General features: G+C 70.6%; 21 protein-coding genes. 3 read left to right on the top strand and 18 right to left on the bottom strand.

Annotated elements, in window-relative coordinates:
* Positions 1–5: 5 nt before the first annotated feature.
* Both AB0L56_RS04295 and pta read right to left on the bottom strand, forming a co-directional pair.
* Positions 6–1,217, bottom strand: coding sequence for an acetate kinase (locus AB0L56_RS04295; protein WP_365418724.1), 1,212 nt, complete (start codon positions 1,215–1,217; stop codon positions 6–8).
* On the bottom strand, positions 1,214–3,328 hold the full coding sequence (gene pta / locus AB0L56_RS04300) for a phosphate acetyltransferase (protein ID WP_365418727.1): 2,115 nt from the start codon (positions 3,326–3,328) through the stop codon (positions 1,214–1,216). The genes AB0L56_RS04295 and pta overlap by 4 nt, the downstream gene beginning before the upstream one ends.
* Before the next feature lie 220 nt (positions 3,329–3,548).
* Between pta and AB0L56_RS04305 the strand changes: the two genes are divergently transcribed.
* Positions 3,549–4,574 (top strand): ATP-dependent 6-phosphofructokinase, encoded by a 1,026-nt coding sequence (locus AB0L56_RS04305; RefSeq protein ID WP_365418729.1) that lies wholly within the window; start codon positions 3,549–3,551, stop codon positions 4,572–4,574.
* On the opposite strand, the gene AB0L56_RS04310 is transcribed toward AB0L56_RS04305, so the two are convergent.
* From AB0L56_RS04310 to AB0L56_RS04375, 14 genes are all read right to left on the bottom strand, one after another.
* Positions 4,571–5,419, bottom strand: a complete 849-nt coding sequence (locus tag AB0L56_RS04310; RefSeq protein WP_365418876.1) for a M23 family metallopeptidase — start codon at positions 5,417–5,419, stop codon at positions 4,571–4,573. The two genes, AB0L56_RS04305 and AB0L56_RS04310, sit on opposite strands and share 4 nt — an antisense overlap.
* Before the next feature lie 80 nt (positions 5,420–5,499).
* A complete protein-coding gene (locus tag AB0L56_RS04315; RefSeq protein WP_365418732.1) occupies positions 5,500–7,233 on the bottom strand; it encodes an ABC transporter ATP-binding protein in 1,734 nt (577 codons plus the stop codon).
* Entirely contained in the window at positions 7,230–7,406 is a 177-nt protein-coding gene (locus tag AB0L56_RS04320) for a hypothetical protein (RefSeq protein ID WP_190161675.1), read from the bottom strand. The genes AB0L56_RS04315 and AB0L56_RS04320 overlap by 4 nt, the downstream gene beginning before the upstream one ends.
* Before the next feature lie 44 nt (positions 7,407–7,450).
* Entirely contained in the window at positions 7,451–8,206 is a 756-nt protein-coding gene (locus tag AB0L56_RS04325) for a class I SAM-dependent methyltransferase (protein ID WP_365418735.1), read from the bottom strand.
* 51 nt (positions 8,207–8,257) lie between these two features.
* Positions 8,258–9,079, bottom strand: coding sequence for a nuclear transport factor 2 family protein (locus AB0L56_RS04330; protein ID WP_361028636.1), 822 nt, complete (start codon positions 9,077–9,079; stop codon positions 8,258–8,260).
* Between the two features lie 51 nt (positions 9,080–9,130).
* The gene (locus AB0L56_RS04335; RefSeq protein ID WP_365418738.1) at positions 9,131–9,712 is read right to left on the bottom strand and encodes a hypothetical protein; all 582 of its coding nucleotides are present in this window, start codon (positions 9,710–9,712) and stop codon (positions 9,131–9,133) included.
* Entirely contained in the window at positions 9,709–11,442 is a 1,734-nt protein-coding gene (locus AB0L56_RS04340) for an alpha/beta fold hydrolase (RefSeq protein ID WP_365418741.1), read from the bottom strand. Before AB0L56_RS04340 ends, AB0L56_RS04335 begins: the two co-directional genes overlap by 4 nt.
* 300 nt (positions 11,443–11,742) lie before the next feature.
* A complete protein-coding gene (locus tag AB0L56_RS04345) occupies positions 11,743–11,943 on the bottom strand; it encodes a hypothetical protein (RefSeq protein WP_361028626.1) in 201 nt (66 codons plus the stop codon).
* 42 nt (positions 11,944–11,985) lie between these two features.
* Entirely contained in the window at positions 11,986–12,177 is a 192-nt protein-coding gene (locus AB0L56_RS04350; RefSeq protein ID WP_190161680.1) for a hypothetical protein, read from the bottom strand.
* Positions 12,178–12,578: 401 nt separating this feature from the next.
* Positions 12,579–14,027, bottom strand: a complete 1,449-nt coding sequence (locus tag AB0L56_RS04355; RefSeq protein ID WP_365418744.1) for an NAD(P)/FAD-dependent oxidoreductase — start codon at positions 14,025–14,027, stop codon at positions 12,579–12,581.
* Between the two features lie 295 nt (positions 14,028–14,322).
* A complete protein-coding gene (locus AB0L56_RS04360) occupies positions 14,323–14,931 on the bottom strand; it encodes a response regulator transcription factor (protein WP_361028617.1) in 609 nt (202 codons plus the stop codon).
* Complete coding sequence (locus AB0L56_RS04365) at positions 14,928–16,067, bottom strand: histidine kinase (RefSeq protein ID WP_365418747.1); 1,140 nt, start codon at positions 16,065–16,067, stop codon at positions 14,928–14,930. Before AB0L56_RS04365 ends, AB0L56_RS04360 begins: the two co-directional genes overlap by 4 nt.
* A 636-nt stretch (positions 16,068–16,703) precedes the next feature.
* Positions 16,704–17,423 (bottom strand): helix-turn-helix transcriptional regulator, encoded by a 720-nt coding sequence (locus AB0L56_RS04370; RefSeq protein WP_361028611.1) that lies wholly within the window; start codon positions 17,421–17,423, stop codon positions 16,704–16,706.
* 174 nt (positions 17,424–17,597) lie between these two features.
* Entirely contained in the window at positions 17,598–17,768 is a 171-nt protein-coding gene (locus AB0L56_RS04375; protein WP_365418750.1) for a hypothetical protein, read from the bottom strand.
* A gap of 125 nt (positions 17,769–17,893) precedes the next feature.
* Here AB0L56_RS04375 and AB0L56_RS04380 point away from each other — a divergent pair, with 125 nt between their 5' ends.
* Positions 17,894–18,433: a hypothetical protein gene (locus tag AB0L56_RS04380; RefSeq protein WP_365418752.1), complete on the top strand. Its 540-nt coding sequence runs from the start codon at positions 17,894–17,896 to the stop codon at positions 18,431–18,433.
* Positions 18,434–18,549: 116 nt separating this feature from the next.
* Here AB0L56_RS04380 and AB0L56_RS04385 read toward each other — a convergent pair whose 3' ends face one another.
* Positions 18,550–19,245, bottom strand: coding sequence for a response regulator (locus AB0L56_RS04385; protein WP_361028602.1), 696 nt, complete (start codon positions 19,243–19,245; stop codon positions 18,550–18,552).
* Complete coding sequence (locus AB0L56_RS04390; protein WP_365418755.1) at positions 19,242–21,011, bottom strand: sensor histidine kinase; 1,770 nt, start codon at positions 21,009–21,011, stop codon at positions 19,242–19,244. The genes AB0L56_RS04385 and AB0L56_RS04390 overlap by 4 nt, the downstream gene beginning before the upstream one ends.
* A 177-nt stretch (positions 21,012–21,188) precedes the next feature.
* Between AB0L56_RS04390 and AB0L56_RS04395 the strand changes: the two genes are divergently transcribed.
* Complete coding sequence (locus AB0L56_RS04395; protein ID WP_361028596.1) at positions 21,189–22,586, top strand: cation:dicarboxylase symporter family transporter; 1,398 nt, start codon at positions 21,189–21,191, stop codon at positions 22,584–22,586.
* The last annotated feature ends 256 nt before the right edge of the window (positions 22,587–22,842 follow it).

Below are 22,842 nucleotides of genomic sequence, written 5' to 3' on the forward strand. Positions count from 1 at the left end.
CCTGCTCAGTTGTTCTTTCCGACCAGTGCGTAAGTCTGCTGTGCGATCTCCATTTCCTCGTCCGTCGGTACCACCGCGACCGTGACCCGCGCACCCTCGGGCGAGATCAGCCGCGGCCCGCCGCCGTGTACGGCGTTGCGCTCGTCGTCCACCGCCAGGCCCAGCCCCTCCAGGCCCGCCATGGCCGCCGCCCGCACCGGAGCGGCGTTCTCGCCGACCCCGGCCGTGAAGGCCACCGCGTCCACCCGTCCGAGAATGGCGTAATAGGCGCCGATGTACTTCTTCAGACGGTGAATGTAGATGTCGAACGCCAGCTCCGCCTCTTCGTCGCCCTCGTCGATCCGGCGCCGGATCTCCCTCATGTCGTTGTCCCCGCACAGTCCGACCAGACCGCTCTTCGTGTTGAGAAGAGTGTCGATCTCGTCGGCGGACATATGGCCGACACGCATCAAATGGAAGATGACGGCCGGATCCATGTCTCCCGACCGCGTACCCATCACCAGCCCCTCCAAGGGGGTCAGCCCCATGGAGGTCTCCACACAGCGGCCGCCCCGCACGGCCGAGGCGGACGCCCCGTTGCCCAGGTGCAGCACGATGACGTTGACCTCCTCGGGTGCCCTGCCCAGCAGCTTGGCGGTGGCCCGGGAGACATACGCGTGCGAGGTGCCGTGGAAGCCGTAGCGGCGGATGCGGTGCTTGTCGGCGGTGTTGACGTCGATCGCGTAGCGGGCGGCCGACTCCGGGATGGTGGTGTGGAAGGCGGTGTCGAAGACGGCGACCTGCGGCAGATCGGGACGCAGCGTCATGGCCGTGCGGATGCCGGACAGGTTGGCCGGGTTGTGCAGCGGCGCCACCGGGATCAGCCGCTCGATCTCCGCCAGCACCCGCTCGTCGATCACCGTCGGCTCGGTGAAGCGCTGCCCGCCGTGCACCACCCGGTGTCCGATCGCGGCCAGCTCGGGGGAGTCGAGGCCCAGTCCGTCGGCCGCCAGCTCCTCGGCCATCGCCTTCAGCGCGGCGTCGTGGTCGGCGATCTGCCCGGTCCGCTCCCGGGTGTCCCCGCCCGGCGCGAGCGGGGTGTGCCGCACCAGCGAGGTCCGCTCGCCGATCCGCTCGACCAGCCCGCCGGCCAGCCGGCTGCTGTCGTCCATGTCGAGCAGCTGGTACTTCACCGACGAGGAGCCGGAGTTGAGGACGAGGACACGGGACGGGCTCACGGGGCGGCTGCCTTCTCGCTCGGGGAACTCGGGGAACTCGGGTCCGGGGACTGGGCCTGGATCGCCGTGATGGCGACGGTGTTGACGATGTCCTGGACCAGGGCGCCCCGGGACAGGTCGTTCACCGGCTTGCGCAGACCCTGGAGCACCGGGCCGACGGCGATCGCGCCGGCCGAGCGCTGTACGGCCTTGTACGTGTTGTTGCCGGTGTTCAGGTCGGGGAAGATCAGCACGGTCGCCTGCCCCGCCACCGGAGAGCCGGGCAGCTTGGTCGCCGCGACCGACGGCTCCACGGCCGCGTCGTACTGGATCGGCCCCTCGATCAGCAGGTCGGGTCGGCGGGAGCGCACCAGCTCGGTGGCGGTGCGCACTTTGTCGACGTCGGCGCCGGAGCCGGACGTGCCCGTCGAGTACGACAGCATCGCGATCCGCGGCTCCACGCCGAACCGGGCGGCCGTCGCCGCCGACTGCACGGCGATGTCGGCGAGGTGCTCGGCGTCCGGGTCCGGGTTGACCGCGCAGTCACCGTAGACCAGCACCCTGTCGGCCAGGCACATGAAGAAGACGGAGGAGACGATCCGCCCGTCCGCACGGGTCTTGATGATCTCGAAGGCCGGCCGGATCGTCGCGGCGGTGGAGTGCACCGAGCCGGACACCATGCCGTCGGCGAGGCCCTCGTGCACCATCAGCGTGCCGAAGTAGTTCACGTCGGAGACGACGTCGTACGCCGGCTCCACGGTGACGCCCCGGTGGGCGCGCAGGGCCGCGTACTGCTCGGCGAAGGACTCCCGCAGCCCGGAGGTGGCGGGGTCGATCAGCTGGGTGTCGCCCAGGTCGACGCCGAGGTCGGCGGCCTTCTTGCGGATCTGGTCGACGTCACCGAGCAGGGTCAGCTCGCACACGCCCCGGCGCAGCAGCACCTCCGCCGCGTGCAGCACCCGCTCCTCGGTGCCCTCGGGGAGCACCACCCGGCGCAGATCGGAGCGGGCCTGTTCGAGCAGCTTGTGCTCGAACATCATCGGGGTGACGCGGTCGCTGCTGGGCGCGGAGACGCGCTTGGTGAGGTCCGCGGTGTCGGCGTATCGCTCGAAGAGGCCGAGCGCCCGCTCCGCCTTGCGCGGGGTGGCCGCGTTCAGCTTGCCCTCCAGGGAGAACAGCCGCTCGGCGGTGGGGAAGCTGTTGCCCGGCACCGAGAGCACCGGCGTGCCGGGCGCGAGACGGTCGGCGAGGGTGAGGACGCGCTCGCCGGGCACCTCGTCCAGGGTCAGCAGCACCCCGGCTATCGGCGGGGTGCCGGCGCTGTGCGCGGCCAGCGAACCGACGACCAGGTCGGCGCGGTCGCCCGGCGTGAGGACCAGGCAGCCCGGCGTCAGGGCGGCGAGGAGGTTCGGCAGCATGGCACCGCCGAACACGAAGTCCAGGGCGTCGCGGGCGAGCCCCGAGTCGTCGCCGAGCATGACCTTCGCGCCAAGGGTGTGGACGATCTGGGAGACGGTCGGGGCGGAGAGCGCCGGATCGTCGGGCAGCACGTAGCAGGGCACGGGCAGCCGGTCGGCGAGCCGCCCGGCGATCTCGTCCCGGTCCTCGCGGGCGACCCGGTTGACCACCATGGCGAGCACGTCGCAGCCCAGCGTGTCGTAGGCGCGGTAGGCGTTGGTGGTCTCGTCGCCCACCGACTCGGCGGTCTGCTTGCGGCCGCCCACGACAGCGATCACCGAGGCGCCGAACTCGTTGGCGAGGCGGGCGTTCAGGCTGAGCTCGTCCGGGAACTGGGTGTCGGCGTAGTCGGTGCCGAGGACGAGGACGACGTCATAGTCGCGGGCGACCCGGTGGAACCGGTCGACGAGGGTGGACACCAGTTCGTCCATCCCCTGCTCGGCCTGGAGCGCGGACGCCTCGTGGTAGTCGAGGCCGTAGACGGTCGCCGGGTCCTGGCTGAGCCGGTAGCGGACCCGCAGCAGTTCGAAGAGCCGGTCCGGACCGTCGTGCACCAGGGGACGAAACACCCCCACCCGCTCGACCTGCCGGGTCAGGAGCTCCATGACCCCGAGTTCGACGACCTGCCGGCCGTCGCCGCGATCGATGCCGGTCACGTACACGCTGCGGGTCACGCGCGCTCTCCGTTTCGTCGGGGCCGCAAGAGTCGCCGGCGGGCCGCATGGGCCATCCTGTGGCCACAAAAATCGCCCACCTGGGTGAGCAGATCTTTCTTGACAATACCTCTGGCGCTGGCTAAAAGGCCGGACCTTCCGGCCTCCGCACCGCTGCGGCGAACGTGAAACAATCGGCACTGGCTCACCGGTATCGACAGGGACCAGGAGACACAGCACGATGCGTATCGGAGTTCTCACCGCAGGCGGCGACTGCCCCGGGCTGAACGCAGTGATCCGGTCGGTCGTGCACCGAGCGGTCGACAATTACGGCGACGAGGTCATCGGCTTCGAGGACGGCTACTCGGGCCTGCTGGACGGCCGCTACCGCCCCCTCGACCTCGACGCGGTCAGCGGCATCCTGGCCCGCGGCGGCACCATCCTCGGCTCCTCCCGGCTGGAGCGCGACCGGCTCCGCGAGGCCTGCGACAACGCCTCCGACATGATCCGTGACTTCGGCATCGACGCGCTGATCCCGATCGGCGGAGAGGGCACACTCACCGCGGCCCACATGCTGTCCGACGCGGGCCTGCCGGTGGTCGGCGTCCCGAAGACGATCGACAACGACATCTCCTCCACCGACCGCACCTTCGGCTTCGACACCGCGGTCGGCGTCGCCACCGAGGCGATGGACCGCCTGAAGACGACCGCCGAGTCCCACCAGCGGGTGATGGTCGTCGAGGTCATGGGTCGGCACGCCGGCTGGATCGCCCTGGAGTCCGGCATGGCCGCCGGCGCCCACGGCATCTGCCTGCCGGAACGTCCCTTCGACCCGGCCCAGCTGGTCAAGATGGTCGAGGAACGCTTCGCCCGCGGCAAGAAGTTCGCGGTGATCTGCGTCGCCGAGGGCGCGCACCCGGCCGACGGCAGCATGGACTACGGCAAGGGCGAGATCGACAAGTTCGGGCACGAGCGCTTCCAGGGCATCGGCACGGCCCTGGCGCACGAGCTGGAGCGCCGCCTCGGCAAGGAGGCCAAGCCGGTCATCCTCGGCCACGTCCAGCGCGGCGGCGTACCGACGGCGTACGACCGTGTCCTCGCCACCCGCTTCGGCTGGCACGCGGTGGAGGCGGCGCACCGGGGCGACTTCGGCAGGATGACGTCCCTGCGGGGGACCGACATCGTGATGGTCCCGCTGGCGGAGGCGGTCACCGAACTGAAGACGGTCCCGAAGGAGCGGATGGACGAGGCGGAGTCGGTCTTCTAGGACGGCAGGGGCTCGACGGCGACGAAGTGCGTGGTGTCCTCGGGGACACCGGTGCGTTCCACGCCGTCGTCCTCGCGGTAGTGCCAGGCGAACGGCATTCCGCGTGCCGTCATCACGTCGGGGCCGTCCATGAGCTGGAAGTGCAGGTGCGGCTCGGACGAGTTGCCGGAGTTGCCGCACTCGGCGATCCTCTGGCCCGCCGACACCCGGTCGCCCACGGCCACGTGCAGCGAGCCGCGCCGCAGGTGCGCGAAGGCGGCGTACACGCCGTTGCCGAGGTCGAGGACGATGTGGTTCCCCATCAGGTGGCTCGGCCGGCCGAGACTGCGGACGAAGCCTTCCAGGTAGAGGAAGAGGAAGGCGGGGAGGGACATGCGCGACAGATGGTCCCGCTGTCGTTGCGCCGTCGCGACGACCACTCCGTCGGCGGGTGCGAGCAGCGGCCTGCCGTAGGTGGGGTAGCGGCGGGGACTTCTGGCGAGCGGCCAGAACCAGCGGAAGGGCGGGGCCGACGGCACGGCCCCTTCTTCGTCACCGTCCTCGGCGGGCACGTACTTCAGATCGATGGCGTACGTCTGCGCATGGCTGTGGGTGTGACTGGGGACCTTCGTGGCCGGTCCGTTGAGCGCCAGCCAGCGCCCGGTGACGGGAACGCGGAGGAGCACCGGTTCACGGTCCAGGGGCGGACGCTGGGTGCGGATCAGCGTCACACGCATGGTCTGACCGACGATCAGCAGCGCCACGCCGGTGTACCACAGAGGGCCGATTCCCTGCGCGTTCACCACAATGCACAGGGCGCCGGCGGCGAACACCAGGCCGTAGCGTTTCCACAGCATCGTGAGTATGTGCATGCGTACCTCTTCGCTGGCGGTTGTGGGGGTGTCCGCATCCTGTCACGCCGCAGCTGCGGGCTCCGGGGCGGCCGTCAGGAGGTGCCGACAGGGGTCAACTGCTGGCTGGCCAGGCGCCGGTAGGTGGCATCGCTCTCCATCAGCTCCGGATGGCTGCCGCGGGCCCTCAGCCTGCCGTCCTCCATGACGAGGATGTCGTCGGCGCTCGCGGTGGTGGAGATGCGATGGGCGATCGTGAGCACCTGACAATGGGCGCCGATGGTGGTGAGGGCCGAGCGCAGCGCCGTCTCGGAGTCGGAGTCGAGGTTCGAGGTGACTTCGTCCAGGAGGAGCACGGCAGGGCGGGTCAGCAGGGCACGGGCGATGGCCAGACGCTGCCGCTGACCGCCGGAGAGCCCGATGCCGCCCTCCCCGAGATCGGTGTCGAGGCCGTCCGGAAGGGCGGCGACGACGTCGGTGAGGTGGGCCGCCTCCAGCGCCCGGGTGATCTGTTCCGCCGTGGCGCCGGGCCTGGCGTAGACGAGGTTCTCGCGGACCGTGCCCCGCATGAGCGGGGAGTCCTGCTCGACCAGACCGATGCGGGAACGGAGCTCGGTCAGCGGCAGGCGGGACACGTCCTCGCCCATGATCCGGATCTGTCCCCCCTCCGGGTCGTGGAAGCGCTCGATCAGCTGGAACAGCGTGGACTTGCCCGCGCCCGACGGCCCGACGATCGCGGTGACACCGGTGGCGGGGAGCGTGAACGTGACGTCGTCGAGGGCGAGGGGCGCGGCGCCGGAGTAACGGAAGGTGACGTGGTGGAACTCGACGGCGGCGGTGCACTCCGCCCTGTCCCTGTCCCGGGCCGCCGCGGGTGCTGCCGGGGGCTCGACGGTCTCCTGGTCGATGACGGCGAGGTCGCTGACGCGGTCGATGGCGGCCCGGCCCTGCTGGAACTCGCCCAGCGACATGAAGAACATCACCAGCGGGGAGACGAGATAGAAGAGGTACATGATGAACGAGGTCAGGTCCGCGGCCGGGAGGGCTCCCGTGGCGGTACGGGCCATCCCCCAGGTGATCACCACCGCGAGGGACACCTGGGTGCCCACGTTCATCGCGGGCATCAGCATCGCCGACAGCCGGGTCACCCTGATCCCGCTCCCGCGTGCGGCCTCGGCCAGGGCCCCGATCCGTTCGGCCTCACGGCCCTCGGCGCCCGAGGCCTTGACTGTGGTGAGCGCGCCGAGGACCCGCAGGAGTCCGGAACCGTAGGCGCTGGTGTCCTCGCGGTTCTGGACGGCCGCCTTGCGGACCGCGCGGGCCAGGAACAGCGCGAGTGCGGAGGCTGCGCCGAGACAGCCCGCGGTGACCAGCAGCAGCCGCCAGTCGAGCCAGAGCATGACGGCGACGCAGCCGACCGTGGTGAAGCCGGCGGTGATCATCTGGGCGACGGACGAGGAGAGGGCGATCCGGGCGAGAGAGGTGTCCGACACGGTACGGGTGAACACGTCACCGTGCTCGAGCTTGTTGAAGGCCCGTATCCGGGAGTGGAGCAGACGCCCCGTCAGCGTCGAGCGCATGTCGAGGACGATGTTCTCGCCCGCCTTGCCGATCAGGTAGAAGTGCGTGGCGGCGAGCACCGCGTCCGCGACGAACAGGCCGGCGATGGACAGGATCGGCCAGGCCACCGACTCGTCGAGGGCGACGGCCTCGATCAGGTCGCCGATGAGGAGCGGCTGTACGAGGGTCGCGGCTGTGCCGCCGAGACCGAGGAGGATGCCGACGGCGAGGAGCAGCCGGTGACGTCCGACGATGGCGGAAAGGTTCATGACGCGCCCCGGCCGACGGCGATGGCCACGATCACCGCGATGCTCGTGGCGAAGACGATGCCCAGGGCCATCGCTCGTCCGGTGAGCCGTCCGTGCTCGCGGAACACCGCGGACATGCCCGGTGCGGCGATGGCGAACGCGACCGCGAACCACACCACGCGGTTAGCCGTCAAGACTGGTTCCTCCTTCGAACTGCTTGCTCACCTCTGCGGTGACGTCAGGCGCTCTTGGTGTACGTGGTCACGAACATCGGGTACTGCTCGGCGTAGGGGGTCAGGTTCCAGTCCGCGTAGCGGCCTTCGGGAGTGAGCCCGGCGGCCGTGGCGTATGCGTCGACCTCGTCGGGGACCGTGAGGCGTGCCAGTTCGGTGCCCACACGGCTGGTGCCGTCGGACTCGTACCAGATGTGGGAGCACTGCCATATCTCGGGAGTGAGCGTGGAATGGGTCTGGAGCCCCGTCCCCGGTTCGGGGTACGGCGTGAAGAGGGTGGTGCGCAGCCGGCCCTCGTGGAGCGTCTCCACCGCGGGCCGGTTGCCGGTCTCCACCACCAGCCGGCCGCCGGGGACGAGCAGATCGGCGGCGCGGCGCACCGCCTCCCGCTGGTCCTCGGGAGTGAGCAGCATCGACAGGGTCCCGCACACCATGTACACGAGGCCGTAGGCGCGGGTGTCGGTGTAGGTGCGGATGTCCGCGTGCACGGGGACGACCTCCTCGTTCCCCGGGGCAGCGGCCAGCTGGGCGAGCATTTCCGGGGACGAGTCGACGCCGGTCACCCGACCGGTCTTCCGGGAGAGCGGGACGGCGATGCGTCCGGTGCCGACTCCGAACTCGAGGGTTCCGGCGTCGGGGTCGGGGTGCAGGCCGGCCAGGGCGTCCGCCACGGCCTGGCCGGCGGCGCCTTTGGGAAAGACCCGGTCGTACCACTGCGCGAACTGTGTGCCGTAACCGATGTCTGGGACGTCGCTGGTCATGCGGGGTCTCACTTCCCTTTGGCGGAGTGCGGGTGCGGCGGGCCCGGGCGGTCAGGTGGGCCAGTAGCCGCTCTTGGTCTGCATCACGGAGCGGAGGAGCCGCACGCGTCCGTCGTCGGCGAACTCCCCGAAGGTGAAGACCTCCATCTCCCCCGCCCGGCGTCCCTGCGGTGAGGGCACCATGGAGTAGCGGGCCGCGAAACGGTTGCCCTGGGTGAGCACCGCGTGGATGTCCAGGGCGTAGTCGGGTCCGCGGCCGCGGGCCGCAGCGAGGGACTGCAGGACGGCCGGGCGCTGCATCGGCGTGCCGTTGATGTACTGGACCGAGTCGGGGGTGTGGAACCGGTCGAAGGCCTCTTCGAGGGGCACGTCCGGGTCGTCGGCCAGCTCGGCGAAGGTCGTGAGGTAGGCCGCGGGGTCCGTCGGCGCACCGTTGGGTGTGCCCGCGGACCCCGCGTCGCTGTCCCAGGTGGGGGAGTCGGAGCCGCCCCATCCGTAGGTCGACCGCGCGGTGGTGACGGTGGACGCGACACGTCCGTCGTCGGCGAGGTCGGCGAACATCACCGATTCGGTGTTGTGCCGCACCTGCATCACCAGGGGCTTGCTGATGGTGTAGCGGGCGGCGGCGCGGTTGCCGTCGACCACCACCTCGTGGATCCACAGCTCGTACGGCGTCCGGTCCGCACGCCACTGCTCGAGGTTCTTCAGTACGGTCGCCCGGTCGCACTGCTTCCGGTTGACCAGGTGGGTGGCGTCCGGGACGTGGTAGCGGTCCCAGACGTCTTCGAGGTTCTGCGTGGCGGCGAAGGCGTCGGCGGTGTAGGTGCGGAGATAGCCGGCGAAGTCGTCGGCGGGCCTCGGGGCGATGGTCATGGTGCGTTCTCCCACACTGGTGCTGGATGGTGCTCGGCGTGACGGCGGTGCTCAGGCCGGAGTGAGGTGAGGGCCGGCCGGGCGCATCGGGGTGTACGGGGAGATGAACAGGGGCTCGGGGTCCTCGCTGGTGTCATGCCCCGCGGCTCGTACGACCGCGAACTGGAAGCCTTTGACGTGTTCCGCGCCCCGCCGCTCCCGGACCGTCTTGCGGATGAACTCGGCGAGGACCCGGTAGGAGGAGGTCTTCTGCACCTCCGTCGCCCCGGACTTGGTGGCCTGCTGGAGGATGGCGGTGCACAGGTCGAACACCGACTTCTCCGGGCGGCGGGTGGCGAACCAGAACGCCTGGTACATCCTGCGGGGCTCGATCATGTCGATCTCGCTCCACTCGGACGTCCCGCCGGCGTGGTCGAGGGTGCGGTAGACGTAGTGGAAGTCGTGAGTCGCCGGGTTCGGGGCGAAGAACTTCCAGTTCGGGACGAAGGAGAACAGGTCCCTGGAGCGGACCCGGTCGAACGCCGGGTGCGGGTGCTGCGCGGCCACGGTCGCCACCAGCATGCCCGCGCCCACGATGCGCGCCAGGGAACCGGGACCGGTGAACGTGTCCTTGAACAGGGCCGTCGGGTTCACCTCTGTGCTCCTTCCCCGTCGGCGACGGACTCGCTGTGCCCGCTGCCGGTGGCGCGCAGGAAGTCGGTCATGTGCTGCACCGTCTTGTAGGCGAACAGCACATCGGTCAGCAGGGAGTCGTGGTCGGCCCCTTCGACGATCCTGACGTCACCGCGCCGATGGACCCGGGCGAGCTCGTTGTACATCAGAAGCTGCTCGGGGTCCTGGTCGACGGTCTGCTGAGCGGCGACGATCAGCGCAGGCGCCGCCACCTGCGGCATGTCGCCGTCGAAGGACCTGAAGTCCTCCTCCACCGCGGCCCATTCACGCTTGCCGGCCTTCCAGAGCCGGGCGTCGGTGTACTGGGCGAACACCTTGTCCCGGTAGTTCACCGGGAGCCTGTCGAGCCAGGCGGGGCGGCTCATGAGGATGCCGGTGCCCAGGGAGATGTAGCGGGCGGCGTGCGCGATGTTGTCCCGCAGATCCTTGGCCCCCTCGCTCTGGCGCTCGGAGCGCTGCAGTTCGGCGGGGTGGGACGGGTCGAGGTAGACGAGGCCGGCGATCCGGTCCGGGATCCGGGCCGAGACCCGGCGGATCAGCTCTCCGCCCAGGGAGTGGCCGACCAGGACCGCCTTGCGGTGCCCGGGCACCGTGGCGCGGATCAGGTCCTCCAGGTCGTCGACCGACTCGTCCAGCGTGAAGGGCGCGGTGGTCCGGCGGACGCTGCCCGCGTACCCGGCTCGCGCGTAGGAGAGGACCGCGCAGTCCGAGTCGTTCACGAACCGCTCGGTGATCCAGGCGAAGTGCTCGGAGGTCGAGGTGAGTCCGGCGCAGAAGACCAGCACCGGGGCGTCCGTCCCGTCGTCACGGCCGCCCGTCTCGTACACCAGCTCGTTGCCGTGCCGGGTGACGAATTTCCGTGAGGTGGGCCAGCCTTCGCGGACCACGGCGCGGCGCTGGGCGGCGACCACGGCGGCGGCCGCGACGCCCCCGGCGAGCAGGAGGGCGGCGGCCTTCACCGCGCGGTCGTCGCGTCCCGCCACCAGCGGGTGCGACCTGGGGGCCGTGGTGTAGGCGACCATGGGGTGCATGGCGGGGAACGCCGTCATGAAGCGCCCGAGCCCCATGACGAAGCCGTTGGCGACGTGGAAGCCACCCGCTGCCGCGATCATCGGGCGGGCGAGCCTGCCGCCGGCGAGGTATACGACGGGGAAGAGGCACTCCATCGCGAGCACGCTGTGCTGCAGGTACTTGGCGCTCCGCGGGTAGCGCTGGGTGAGCCGGTAGGCGCTCTCGAAGCCGTAGGTGCGGGTGCGCATCACCCCGGGAAGCGCCGAGCCGTCACGCCATTTCTCACCGAGGAGTTTGACCCAGCCGGAGGCCGCGTAGGACAGACTCGCCTGCATTCCCACGTACCAGAGGAACGCGTCCTTGGTCTGCGGATTCTTGGAGAGGCGAGCGAGGCCGGTGGCGGTCTGCACCAGATTGGCCACCTGGTCCGAACCGTCCGTGCCATAACGGTGGCGGGTCTGCAGCAGGGAGGTGGAGGCGGTGAGGAAAAGGCTTCCGGCCCCGCGCCATTTGCTGTTTCCCGGTGCCAGGAGTCCCACACTCACAGCCGCCCGGGCGGCGTGTATCGCCACCGTCACCTTTTTGCCGCTGACGGCCTCGGTAATTCGGCGGATCGTCGGATTCTTGGTCTCCGGCGCCTCCTTCATGATCTCCCAGTCGTTGAGACCACCGGGATCCATCTGCTTGTGCTGGTGTAGATATTCAAGGGAGGAAGAGAGGGTGGTGAGCGCGGAAAGTCGCTCGGATATGGCGAGGGCGCGGTCCCGGGATATGGGTACCGGGGAGAAAAGCGCCGAGACAAGTTTCTTCATTCGTCTCACAGGAGGTTCCTCACGATGAACCATGGGGTGAGCTAATATGTGAAAGCTGTCGGGCCGCGATTGCGGCGCGGCCCGACAGCTCGCCCGATGCCCGCAGATTTTCGCTCTCCGGGCGGGTTCAGAAGCCCACGCTCATGTCAGGGGCTGCTGACGGTGTTCCTACTTGCCGCCGGCGGCCCGGCCGAGCTCGTAGGCGCCGACCACGGCGGCGCCGGCCGCGAGTCCACCGCCCGCGTACGGGCAGGTGACGAGAACGGCGGGAGTGAAGGCGACGGGCATGGTGCGGGTGACCCGGTCCTTCTGGCCCTCGGTCAGAGCCGGCTCCGTGATCGCACGCACACTGTCGATGATGTGAGTCATCCTGATCCCCTCTTCGAATATTGTCGAAAGGCCTGGTGGCCGCTAGTTGACGACCCGGCCGGCGACGTACGCGCCCACCGGGACGGTGAAGGCGACGATGCCGGCCGTGATCTTGACGCAGACCGGCACCGCGACGGCCGGGGTGGCCATGACGGGAACACCGTTGGTGTTCGTCATACCGTCCTCGAGCGAGCCCATCTCCTGCTGGTTCATAAACGCAGCGATCTTGCCCATTTCATTCCTCCCGCTGATTCCAGTCGGATAAGGGGTAGGCTCACGAAAGGCCGCCCATGAAATGGGCGGGGCGCGAAATTCGCTGCCCGGCCGTTGCCTCGCCGGCGATCGATTGACTCCCCCTGATGGGCATCACTATACGAATATCCTGAAGCTTGGGATCAAGCACATTTCATGTGGCGTGCATCACACGGTGGCGCAAGACGGCGATGACATAAGTCATGCTTTTCTGCGCTGACCAGTGAGAACAAAGGTGGGGGTAAGGAATTCGGGTGGGTGTCTCTGGCTCAGGTATTTCGGTCAGGATTCAACCATGACAAGCGGGCGTACGGCTCAGGGCACCCTTGACCGCCGACGTCACGGCTGACGCGTAGGGAGAAAAGTCCGTTATTGTCGTGGGTTCAATTGCCGCTGTGCGGGCCCAGCGGCGGGGGCACACGGATGCCGTGCTCGTGACGCAGTGCGGAGAGCGCGGCCAGATAGCCGGACATCCCGTGCACGCTGGGACCCGGCGGAGTGGATGCCGAGCACAGGTACAGGCCGGGCAGCGGGACCCGGTAGGGATCCCATTGCGCGGCCGGCCGCAGCAGCGACTGGCGGACGGTCATGGCCCCGGCTCCGATGTCGCCGCCGACGTAGTTGGGGTTGTACGTCTCGTACTGCGCGGCGCTGACGCCGCGCGCGGCGATGACGGTGTCGCCGAAGCCGGGTGCGTACTGCTCGATCCGGCGACGGACGAGGTCGACGGGGTCCCGCGGGTCGCCGTGAGGAACGTGGGCGTAGGCCCAGATCGGACGCTTGCCGCCGACGGCCCGGCCGGGATCGGTCGCTGCGGGGTCGACGAGGAGCACGAACGGCTCGGGGTCCTGGATTCCGCGCGCGGCCGCCGACTCCGTGCGGAACATGTCGGCGCGGGTGCCGCCGAGGTGGACGGTGCCCGCTCGGCCGGTCGCGGGGTCGGTCCACGGGATGGGTCCGGACACCAGGAAGTCGACCTTGGACGCCCCGGGGCCGTACCGGAAACGCTCGAGGGCCCGGCGGTAGCGCCCGGGGAGCCGGTCCCCGGCGAGTCGGAGGAGCCCCTTGGGGCTGGTGTCGAGCAAAACCAGAGGCACGTCGCCGAGTTCGCGGAGGTCCTTGATCGGCTGTCCGGTGTGGATGCGGCCGCCCCGCGCGGTGATGTCGGCCGCGAGGGCGTCGGCGATGCGGGCGCTGCCGCCCCGGGGCAGCGGCCATCCCGTGGAGTGGGCGAGGTGCCCGAGGAGCAGCGCGACGGCGCCGGCGGCGAGCGAGGGGAGTCTGCCGACGGAGTGCGCGGCGACACCGGTGAGCAGGGCACGCGCCCGCTCGGTACGGAAGGGCAGCCTGGTGGCATGGGCGAGGACTCGGGGCGCCATCAGCAGCGGTGCCACCAGATCGCCGGGAACGGCGCGCTGACCGGACAGGATCAGATCGACCACGCCCTGACTGTGTGCGGCGAGCGGCGCCATGAGCCGCCGCCAGCGTTCGCCGTCCACGCCGAGTCCGGCGCTGGTCCGGGCGAGATCGCGGTGGGCGAGAACGGTGTCCTCGCCGGGGAGCGGGTGGGCGTAGGGGATCTCGGGCTGGAGCAGGTCGACACCGCGCGCGGGCAGATCGAACTCCCGGAAGAAGCGGGACGCGGCCGCCATGGGGTGCACGGCCGCACAGATGTCGTGCACCACATCGGCGTCGAAGAGCGGCTCGGTGCGCAGACCGCCGCCGTACGTGTCGTGCGCCTCGTACAACTCGACGCTCAGGCCCGCCCGCAGCAGCGTGACAGCGGCGGAGAGCCCGTTGGGGCCCGTGCCGACGATCACCGCGTCCGTCATGCGACACCTCTTCCGCCGGTCTCACGAAGACTCGGGCACAGGCCTCCGTCGGTTACACGCAGTGGATACAAACAGCCGCCGGGAGTCACCGATAGGGTGCGGATCACACCGGCAATCGGAGTTCCGCGTTCCGAACCGCTGACATCCGTCACCGTTCCCCCATGACGGTTGCCATCATGGCCCGTGGGGCAGTTGCCCGCCTCGATCCGCGCATCCGCCGCCGGAACCGGTGCGCGGGTGCGACCGGCCGGAGAAGTGTGATCGACGTCACGCCGTCTCGAGAGGCCACGCAAGGTCAGATCCAGCCCTGTTTCCGGGCCACATGGGCGGCCTCATGCCGGTTGGCCGCCTTCAGTTTGCCGGCGATCCTCGACAGGTGGTTGCGTACGGTCCCGGGCGTGAGGACCGCGCGCCGCGCCACCGTGTCGATGGGGGCCCCGTCCGCGGACAGCGCCAGAACGTCCGCCTCCCGCCGGGTCAGCGGGGACTCTCCCGCCGCGAGCGCCTGGGCGGCCGCGTCCGGATCGACGTAGGAGACGCCGCGGTGAACCGTCCTGATGATGTCGGCCAGTTCCTTCGCCGACGTCGTTTTCGGCACGAAACCCCGGGCTCCCGCGGACAGGGCCGAGGTGAGATAACCCGGCGCCGTATGGGAGGTGACCACCAGGCACCGCACGGAGGGCCGGGTCAGCCGCAGGTCGCGGATGACGCTGATTCCGCTCTTGTCGGGCATGCTCAGATCCAGGACGCAGACGTCCGGGACGAGATTCCTCGCCAGCTCGGCCGCTTCCACGCCACCCGCGGCCTCACCGACCACGTCGATGTCGTCCTCGGCCGCCAGCAGCACCGAGAACGCTCCCAGGACCAGTTTCTCGTCGTCCGCCAGGAGAACTCGAATGCTCACGCCGCCCTCCCCCGCGCGAGGGGAACGGTGACCACGAGGCGGTACGTGCCGCGCGGTCCGGGGCCGTGCTCCAGCCGTCCTCCCAGCGGTGCGACGCGTTGCGCCAGTCCGTCCATGCCCGTACCGGATCCCGGACGCGGGCCCGGAACATCGCGCACACCGTCGTTCACCACGCGCAAGGCGCACTCGTCCGCCTCGCCCGCGCCGGACCTGGTGAGCGTGATGGTGCAGGCCGTGGCCTCGGGGGCGTGCCGCATGATGTTCGTGGCCGCTTCCCGCACGGCCCAGCCGAGCGACTCCTGCACCTCCGGGGGCATGCTCGGGCCGCGGTTCTCCCAGGTCACCCCGCACCGGATGCCGCAGGCCCCGAGCAGGGAGCGCGCGCCGTCCAGCTCGTCGTCGAGCGACGTGGTCCGCGCGGCGTTCACCACCGCCCGCAGCTCGCTCTGCGACGCCCTCGCCAGCACCTGCAGCTGCTCTATCTCCTCCAGCTTTCCGGTGTGCGCGATGAGCTCGGACTTGATCGCGATGACGGCCAGATGCCGTCCCAGTGTGTCGTGCAGATCGCGGGACATCCGCAGCCGCTCGTCGGCCACCGCCTGCTGGGCGGCCACGTCCGCGGCGATCTCCAGCCGGGAGATGACGGTGACAGGCCGCATCGCGCTGCGAACGGCGGCGACGACGGCCAGGAACACTCCGCCGACGGTCAGGGCCGAGGCCATTGGCGCGTGCGGGGTGACGGCGGCGGCCACCGCGAGACACACGGCCACGGTGGCCGACCGGACGCGCAGCGAAGATTCGGCCACCACGAGGGCCACGGGCACGACGGCCATTCCGGCGAGCGGGACGACCTCCGTCCGTGCGAACGCACCGGTGTAGGGGAGCAGCCAGAGGCAGGCCAACCACAGGAAGGCGGGGGCGAGCAGGACGAACGGCGTGACCGGGTACGGGTGTCCGGTCCACACCGGACGCAGCAGCGCTCCCAGGTGAAGGGCGTAGAGGACGGACGCGAGGGCGAGGACGGGGTGCGGGTCGGGTACTTCCGCGAGCAGGATGAAGGCCAGAGGAGGCGCGGTCAGGCACACGGCAAGTCGCCGCCGGGTCTGTCTCGTGAGCTTCTCGGCGTCCTGCCGCATGGCGCGCAGTTGCGCGGAGCCCGGCGTAGGCCGGTGCGCCCCTCGGTGGGAGGGTGCGGCGGGCGGTGTCGTTGTCGTCCCGTGTGCCGGAAGGCCGTGGTGGGGGGAGTCGGGAGTCTCCGCGGGCGGGTGCCCCGAGGACTCGGAGAGGTAGGGCACGATGAGCCTCACAAGCTGGGTGCAGCGTGCAGGTACGTTTCGGCCGCCTCGCTGCGGCGACTGCGGGCAGGCAGTCGCCTACTCGGCTCCGGAGGCTGTGAGAGGCGTAGGGCCGCTCGTCCTGCAGCTGGGGGGAGGGTGGGGGGAGACCCCGCGGGCCGGCCGGTCGGCTCAACCGTGAGGAGGAACGGGCCGTGGTGGGACCGGCTGCGGCGCGGTGGTGCACAGGTGCGCCGACGGGTGGGAACGGCACCTCGGACAGGGCCCTCCGGTCTCGCGAGTCCGCGCCGCACGCAGCTCGCGAGTCGGAAAATTGCGTGCGGCCGTGCACGTTCGATTCGCATCATGCCCCCGTAGCGTCTGGACACCTGTGGTCTGGTCAGGGTCGCGACACAAATGATCCTAAGGCGGCCCGTCGACGCCGGACATGGGGGTGAACCCTTTGGCTGATTACCGACGTTGACCCGAGCGGCGAGTTCACCGGCTGGGGTCCTCGACCGCCGTCCAGAAGTGGTCGACGATGCGGTCGAGGAACTCGCGGCCGCTGTCCCCTGCGTCCCCGCGCCCGCCGCCCCAGCTGAGCGTGGCGGCCATGTGTCCCTGATAATCCTGGTGCAGGCGGTGCAACGCCTCCTCCAGCACGCGTCGTTCCAGCGAGGCGATCTTCGACACCGGACGCACATACGCCTGCCAGCGCGTCGTCGCCGCGCTGCGGAGCAGCTCCGCGAGCCGGTCCTCGCGGCCCGTGACGGTGATGACGTCGGCCAGGGAGAGGGCGAGCATCCGGGCCAGGGCGGCCGACTGCCGCTCGGTGCCGTGCCACTGGCCCGTCTCCTCCATCCGCAGATACGCGTGCAGTTCGTGGCCGACCGCGCGGGCGACGTCCTCGGGCGCCAGACCGCGCGCGACGCGGTGCTCGCGCAGGGTGCGCGGCCGCCCGATGAGGTCACCGGGCGAGCACCACAGCGCACCGGCCAGGGCGGTGAGTTCGGGATGGGAGGGGGCGGCGGTCCCGCGCTCCCAGGCGGCGACGAGCGCGGGGGTGACGTACGGCAGTCCGTACGAGCCGCGCAGGGCGCGGGCGACATGCTCCGGGCCCATGCCCAGGGCGGCCCGCAGCCGGCGGGCGGCGGGGGCGTTGAACGGCGGGGGTGGATGGCGGTCGGTGCGAGTGGAGGGTCGGTGCACGTCCCACAAGCTAGGCCCGGGCGCAGGGGGTGACTACGGTCTGTTCGGCCAGGATCACTGATTGTAGGAAGGTACGGCTACCGGCGAGTCGGTTCGCAGGGCGCCACCTTGCGGCGGGCGCGGGCCGGAAGATCTGGTACAGCTGCGTGCCCACGACGACTTCGCCGATCCCGACGTCGTCCTTCAGGCTGCCGGCGACCCGACGAAGAACACGGCCTCGGGACGGAGCCAGTTGATGAGCTGGGTGGTGAGGGCGGCGGCCCGGTCGGCGCCCATGCCGAGTTCGGCCAAGGCGACGTGCCAGGGAGTGCCGGGTAGTTGGCCCTGCTCGACTCGGGTTCCGTCGCGGTGCACCAGTTCCTCCCGCTCCTCGACGTGCGCGCGAACAGCGGCATATCGAGCGGAAGCGCGGTGAGGACCAGAACAGTGGGCCGGGTCTCCTGGATAGTCGTAAGTTACAACTGTGGGAAGGGGATCGAGTGGCGGAACAGGACCTCACCGTTGGGCAGTTGCTGCTCGCCGAGTACCAGACCGTGAAGGACGAGCAGAAGGCGAGGATCGGGTTCCGGGACAACCTCCTCTACGTGACGCTGGCCGTCGTGGCCGCCGTCATCGCCGCCGCGGCCCAGGCCAAGCAGCCTTCGATGCTGCTGGCGCTGCCCCCGGTGTGTGTGGTGCTCGGCTGGACCTACCTGGTCAACGACGAGAAGATCTCGGCGATCGGCCGCTACGTCCGGGACGATCTGGGGCCCCGGTTGGCCGCGCTTGTGCCGAGCGGGGGCGGTTTCACCACCTTCGGGTGGGAGGCGTACCACCGGACCGACACCCGGCGCCGGGCCCGCAAGACCGTTCAGACCGTGATCGACCTGACGGCGTTCTGTGCGGTACCGCTGGCCGCCCTGGTCGTGTTCTGGGTGAACGGCGACGGCGGCGGGCTGATGATCACCCTGTCGGTGCTGGAGGCGCTCGCCGTGGCGGGGCTTGGCTCACAGGTCGTGTGGTACGCGAAGGTTGCATGAACGTGCAGCGCAGGGATGCAGCGTAGGGAAGCGGCACACTGGCGGCCCTGGTCGAGGACGCGGAGACGAAGCCCCCAGGCGCGCACCTGGGCCGCCCAACCGGCCACCGCTCCCTTTCAACCGCCCTTCTCCACCCCCCGAACCCACCGGTACTGCAACTCCGGCCGTCCCACCGTCCCGTACTGCGGGCGGCGGGCCGCGCGGCCGGCATCGACCAGGTGTTCCAGGTAGCGGCGGGCCGTGATGCGGGAGATGCCGACCGCCTCCGCGACGCCGGCGGCCGTCAGACCCTCCCCGGCGTCGCGCAGGGCCACCGTCACCCGTTCCAGGGTCGGTGCGCTCAGGCCCTTCGGCAGGGCGGCCGGGCCGGGGGCGCGCAGGGCGGCCAGCGCCCGGTCCACCTCCTCCTGGCCGCTGGCCTCGCCCACCGCCGCGTGGAACTCCGCGTACCGCACCAGACGGTCCCGCAGGGTCGCGAACGTGAACGGTTTCAGTACGTACTGCACGACGCCCAGGGACACCCCCTCGCGGACGACCGCCAGGTCCCGCGCCGAGGTCACCGCGATCACATCGGCGTGGTGGCCGGCCGCCCGGAGGGAGCGGGCCAGCTGGAGACCGTGCACATCGGGCAGGTGCAGGTCGAGGAGGAGCAGGTCGACGGGTGTGCGCTCCAGCGCGCGGCGGGCCTCCGCCCCCGTGTGCGCCTTGCCGACCGCGACGAACCCCGGCACCCGGCCGACGTACATCACATGGGCGTCCGCGGCGACCGGATCGTCCTCGACCACCAGCACTCTGATCGGCTTGGCGGTCATACGACGCCTCCCGGACCCTCGGCGACCGGCTCCCCGGCGACCGGCCCCACGGAGGTCCGGTGCACGCCGACGCCCCCCGGGCCGGACGCTGCGGCCCGTCCGGCAACCGCGCCCAAGCCGGTGTCGCCGTCCCCCCGAGTGCCGTTCGCCGCGCCGCCGTTCCCGAGCGGCAGCCGTGCCTCGAATACCGCGCCGCCCTCCTCGCCCGAGGTCACCGACAGCGCGCCGCCGTGCCGGGTCACCGCCTGCTGCACCAGGGCGAGGCCCAGGCCCCGGCCGGCCGGGCCGGACGGCTTGGTCGTGAAGCCCCGCCGGAAGACCGCCTGCGCGTGGTCCGGGTCCACTCCCGGGCCGGTGTCGGAGACCCGCAGGATCAGCTCCGAGCCGTCCTCTCCCGTTTCCGTTAGTGCTGTCACCGTCACCCGGGACCGCAGCCCGCCCTGCGCCGCGTCCACGGCGTTGTCGATCAGGTTGCCGAGGATGGTGACCAGGTCCCGGGCGGGCAGGGTGTCCGGGAGGAGGCCGTCGTCCAGGCGGCTGTCCGCCGACACCACCAGCTCCACGCCTCGCTCGTTTGCCTGCGCGGTCTTGCCCAGCAGCAGCGCCGCCAGGACCGGCTCGCTCACCGCCGCGACCACCTGGTCGGTGAGCGCCTGCGCCAGCTCCAGCTCGGCCGTCGCGAAGTCCACCGCCTCCTCCGCCCGGCCCAGCTCGATCAGCGAGACCACGGTGTGCAGCCGGTTCGCCGCCTCGTGCGCCTGTGAACGCAGCGCCTGCGTGAAGCCGCGCTCCGAGTCCAGCTCGCCCATCAGCGACTGGAGCTCGGTCACGTCCCGCAGCGTCACCACCGAGCCGCGCCGCTGGCCGCCGGTGACCGGCGAGGTGTTCACCACCAGCACCCGGTCCGCCGCCAGGTGCACCTCGTCCACCCGGGGCTCCGAGGCGAGCAGCGCGCCCGTCAGCGGCGCCGGAAGGCCCAGCTCCGCCACCGACCTGCCCACCACGTCCTCCTCCTGATCCACGCCGAGCAGCTCCCGGCCGCCGTCGTTGATCAGCGCCACCCGGTACTGGCCGTCCAGCATCAGCAGCCCCTCGCGTACGGCGTGCAGCGCGGCCTGATGGTAGTCGTGCATATGGCTGAGCTCGGTGGCGTTCATGCCGTGGGTGTGACGGCGCAGCCGGGCGTTGATGACGTACGTGCCGACCGCGCCCAGCCCGAGCGCGCCGGCCGCGACCGCGAGCAGCGCGGTCAGCTGTCCCCGGGCGCGCTGGCTGATCTCCTCGACCCTTATACCGGCGCTCACCAGACCGACGATGCGGTCGCCCTCCCGGATCGGGGTGACGGCTCGCACCGACGGGCCGAGGGTGCCGGTGTAGGTCTCGGTGAAGGTGCGGCCGCGCAGTGCCGGGGCCGTGTGGCCCCGGAAGAGCAGCCCGATCTGGTCGGGGTTCGGATGGGTCCAGCGGATGCCCCGCGGATCCATGATCGTGACGAAGTCCACGTCGGTGTCGCGCACCACCGCCAGCGCGTACGGCTGGAGCCGCGCCGACGGGTCGGACGTACGGATCGCCTCCCGCACGGACGGCGAGTCGGCGACCGAACGGGCCACCGCGGTCGCCTGGCGGCCCGCCGCCTCCTCGGCCTGGCTGCGGTCGCCGACGTAGGTGAACAGCGCGTACCCGGCCACGACCACCGCGATGAGCACGGCCTGCATGGCGAACAGCTGCCCCGCGAGGCTGCGGGGCCGGGGGAGGGGGATGCGCATGACGTCAGTCTGCCTGGCGCTTCGACGATGAACTAAATGAACAGAAGGGTGACCGCGCTCACAAGGCACGACATAGTCACGGCAGTCCCCAGGGCCCGTCCGCCGGCCCTGACCGCCATCTCCCCGGACGTGAGCCGCACGCCGGTGATGCCGACGACGTCGTCAAGGAGAGCCGCCGTGACCAGCACTGCCGCTACGGCACCTGCCGCACCCCCAGCCAAGCGGGACCGCACGCACTATCTCTACATCGCGGTCATCATCGCGGTCGCCCTCGGTATCGCCGTCGGTCTGATCGCACCCGACTTCGCCACCGAGCTGAAGCCGCTCGGCACCGGATTCGTGAACCTGATCAAGATGATGATCTCGCCGATCATCTTCTGCACCATCGTGCTGGGCATCGGCTCCGTGCGGAAGGCCGCCAAGGTCGGCGCCGTCGGCGGTATCGCCCTGGGCTACTTCCTGGTGATGTCGGTCGTGGCACTCGCCATCGGCCTCGTCGTCGGCAACATCCTGGACCCGGGCACGGGCCTGGCGGTGACCGACGCGGTCAAGGAGACCGGCCAGGCGCAGGTCGACGCGGAGGCCAAGAGCACCGTCGACTTCCTGATGGGCATCATCCCGACCACGATCGTCTCCGCCTTCACCGCGGGCGAGGTCCTGCAGACCCTGCTGATCGCCCTGCTCTGCGGCTTCGCCCTGCAGGCCATGGGCTCCGCCGGACAGCCCGTGCTGCGCGGCGTCGAGCACATCCAGCGGCTGGTCTTCCGCGTCCTGGCGATGATCATGTGGGCGGCCCCGATCGGTGCCTTCGGCGCCATCGCGGCGGTCACCGGCTCGGCCGGCGTCGACGCGCTCAAGAGCCTGGCCGTGCTGATGCTCGGCTTCTACCTCACCTGCGTCCTGTTCATCTTCCTGGTGCTGGGCACGCTGCTGCGGGTCATCGCGGGCGTGAACGTCTTCTCGCTCCTGAAGTACCTGGGCCGCGAGTTCCTGCTGATCCTGTCCACCTCGTCCTCGGAGTCGGCGCTGCCGCGCCTCATCGCGAAGATGGAGCACCTCGGCGTCAGCAAGCCGGTGGTCGGCATCACCGTCCCGACCGGCTACTCGTTCAACCTCGACGGCACCATGATCTACATGACCATGGCCTCGCTGTTCATCGCCGACGCCATGGGCACCCCGATGTCGATCGGCGAGCAGATCCCGCTGCTGCTCTTCCTGCTGGTCGCCTCGAAGGGCGCCGCCGGTGTCTCCGGTGCGGGGCTCGCCACGCTGGCCGGCGGTCTGCAGTCGCACAAGCCCGCCCTGGTGGACGGCATCGGCCTCATCGTGGGCATCGACCGCTTCATGAGCGAGGCCCGCGCCCTGACCAACTTCGCGGGCAACGCCATCGCCACCGTCCTGATCGGCACCTGGACCAAGGAGATCGACCGGGACCGGGTGGACGAGGTCCTCGCGGGCCGTGCCCCCTTCGACGAGCAGACGCTCCTGGACGACCACGGCGGCGCGGGCGACGCGGACGGCTCCGCAGCCGAGCAGGCCGAGCCGGGCGGCGAGAAGGAGCTGGCCAAGGCCTGACGGCCCGCACCGCTTCCCGCAGACCCCGGGCGGCAGGGCGCTCCCCCGTAGCCCTGCCGCCCGGCACCGGAGGCCCGGCATGACCCTGCCGAGCCTCCCCCCACGGCCGGGCGGCCGGGCTCCTTCCCCCGTGAGCCCGACCGCCCGGCCCTTCGCTTCCGCTGAATGGGGGCGCCAATCCCGATACGACGCATGCGGACACGATTCCGACACAAATAAACCCCCGGCTAATTGCGCCCGGGGGTTTTCTTTGCGT

Source organism: Streptomyces sp. NPDC052079 (assembly GCF_040680275.1).
Classification (GTDB): domain Bacteria; phylum Actinomycetota; class Actinomycetes; order Streptomycetales; family Streptomycetaceae; genus Streptomyces.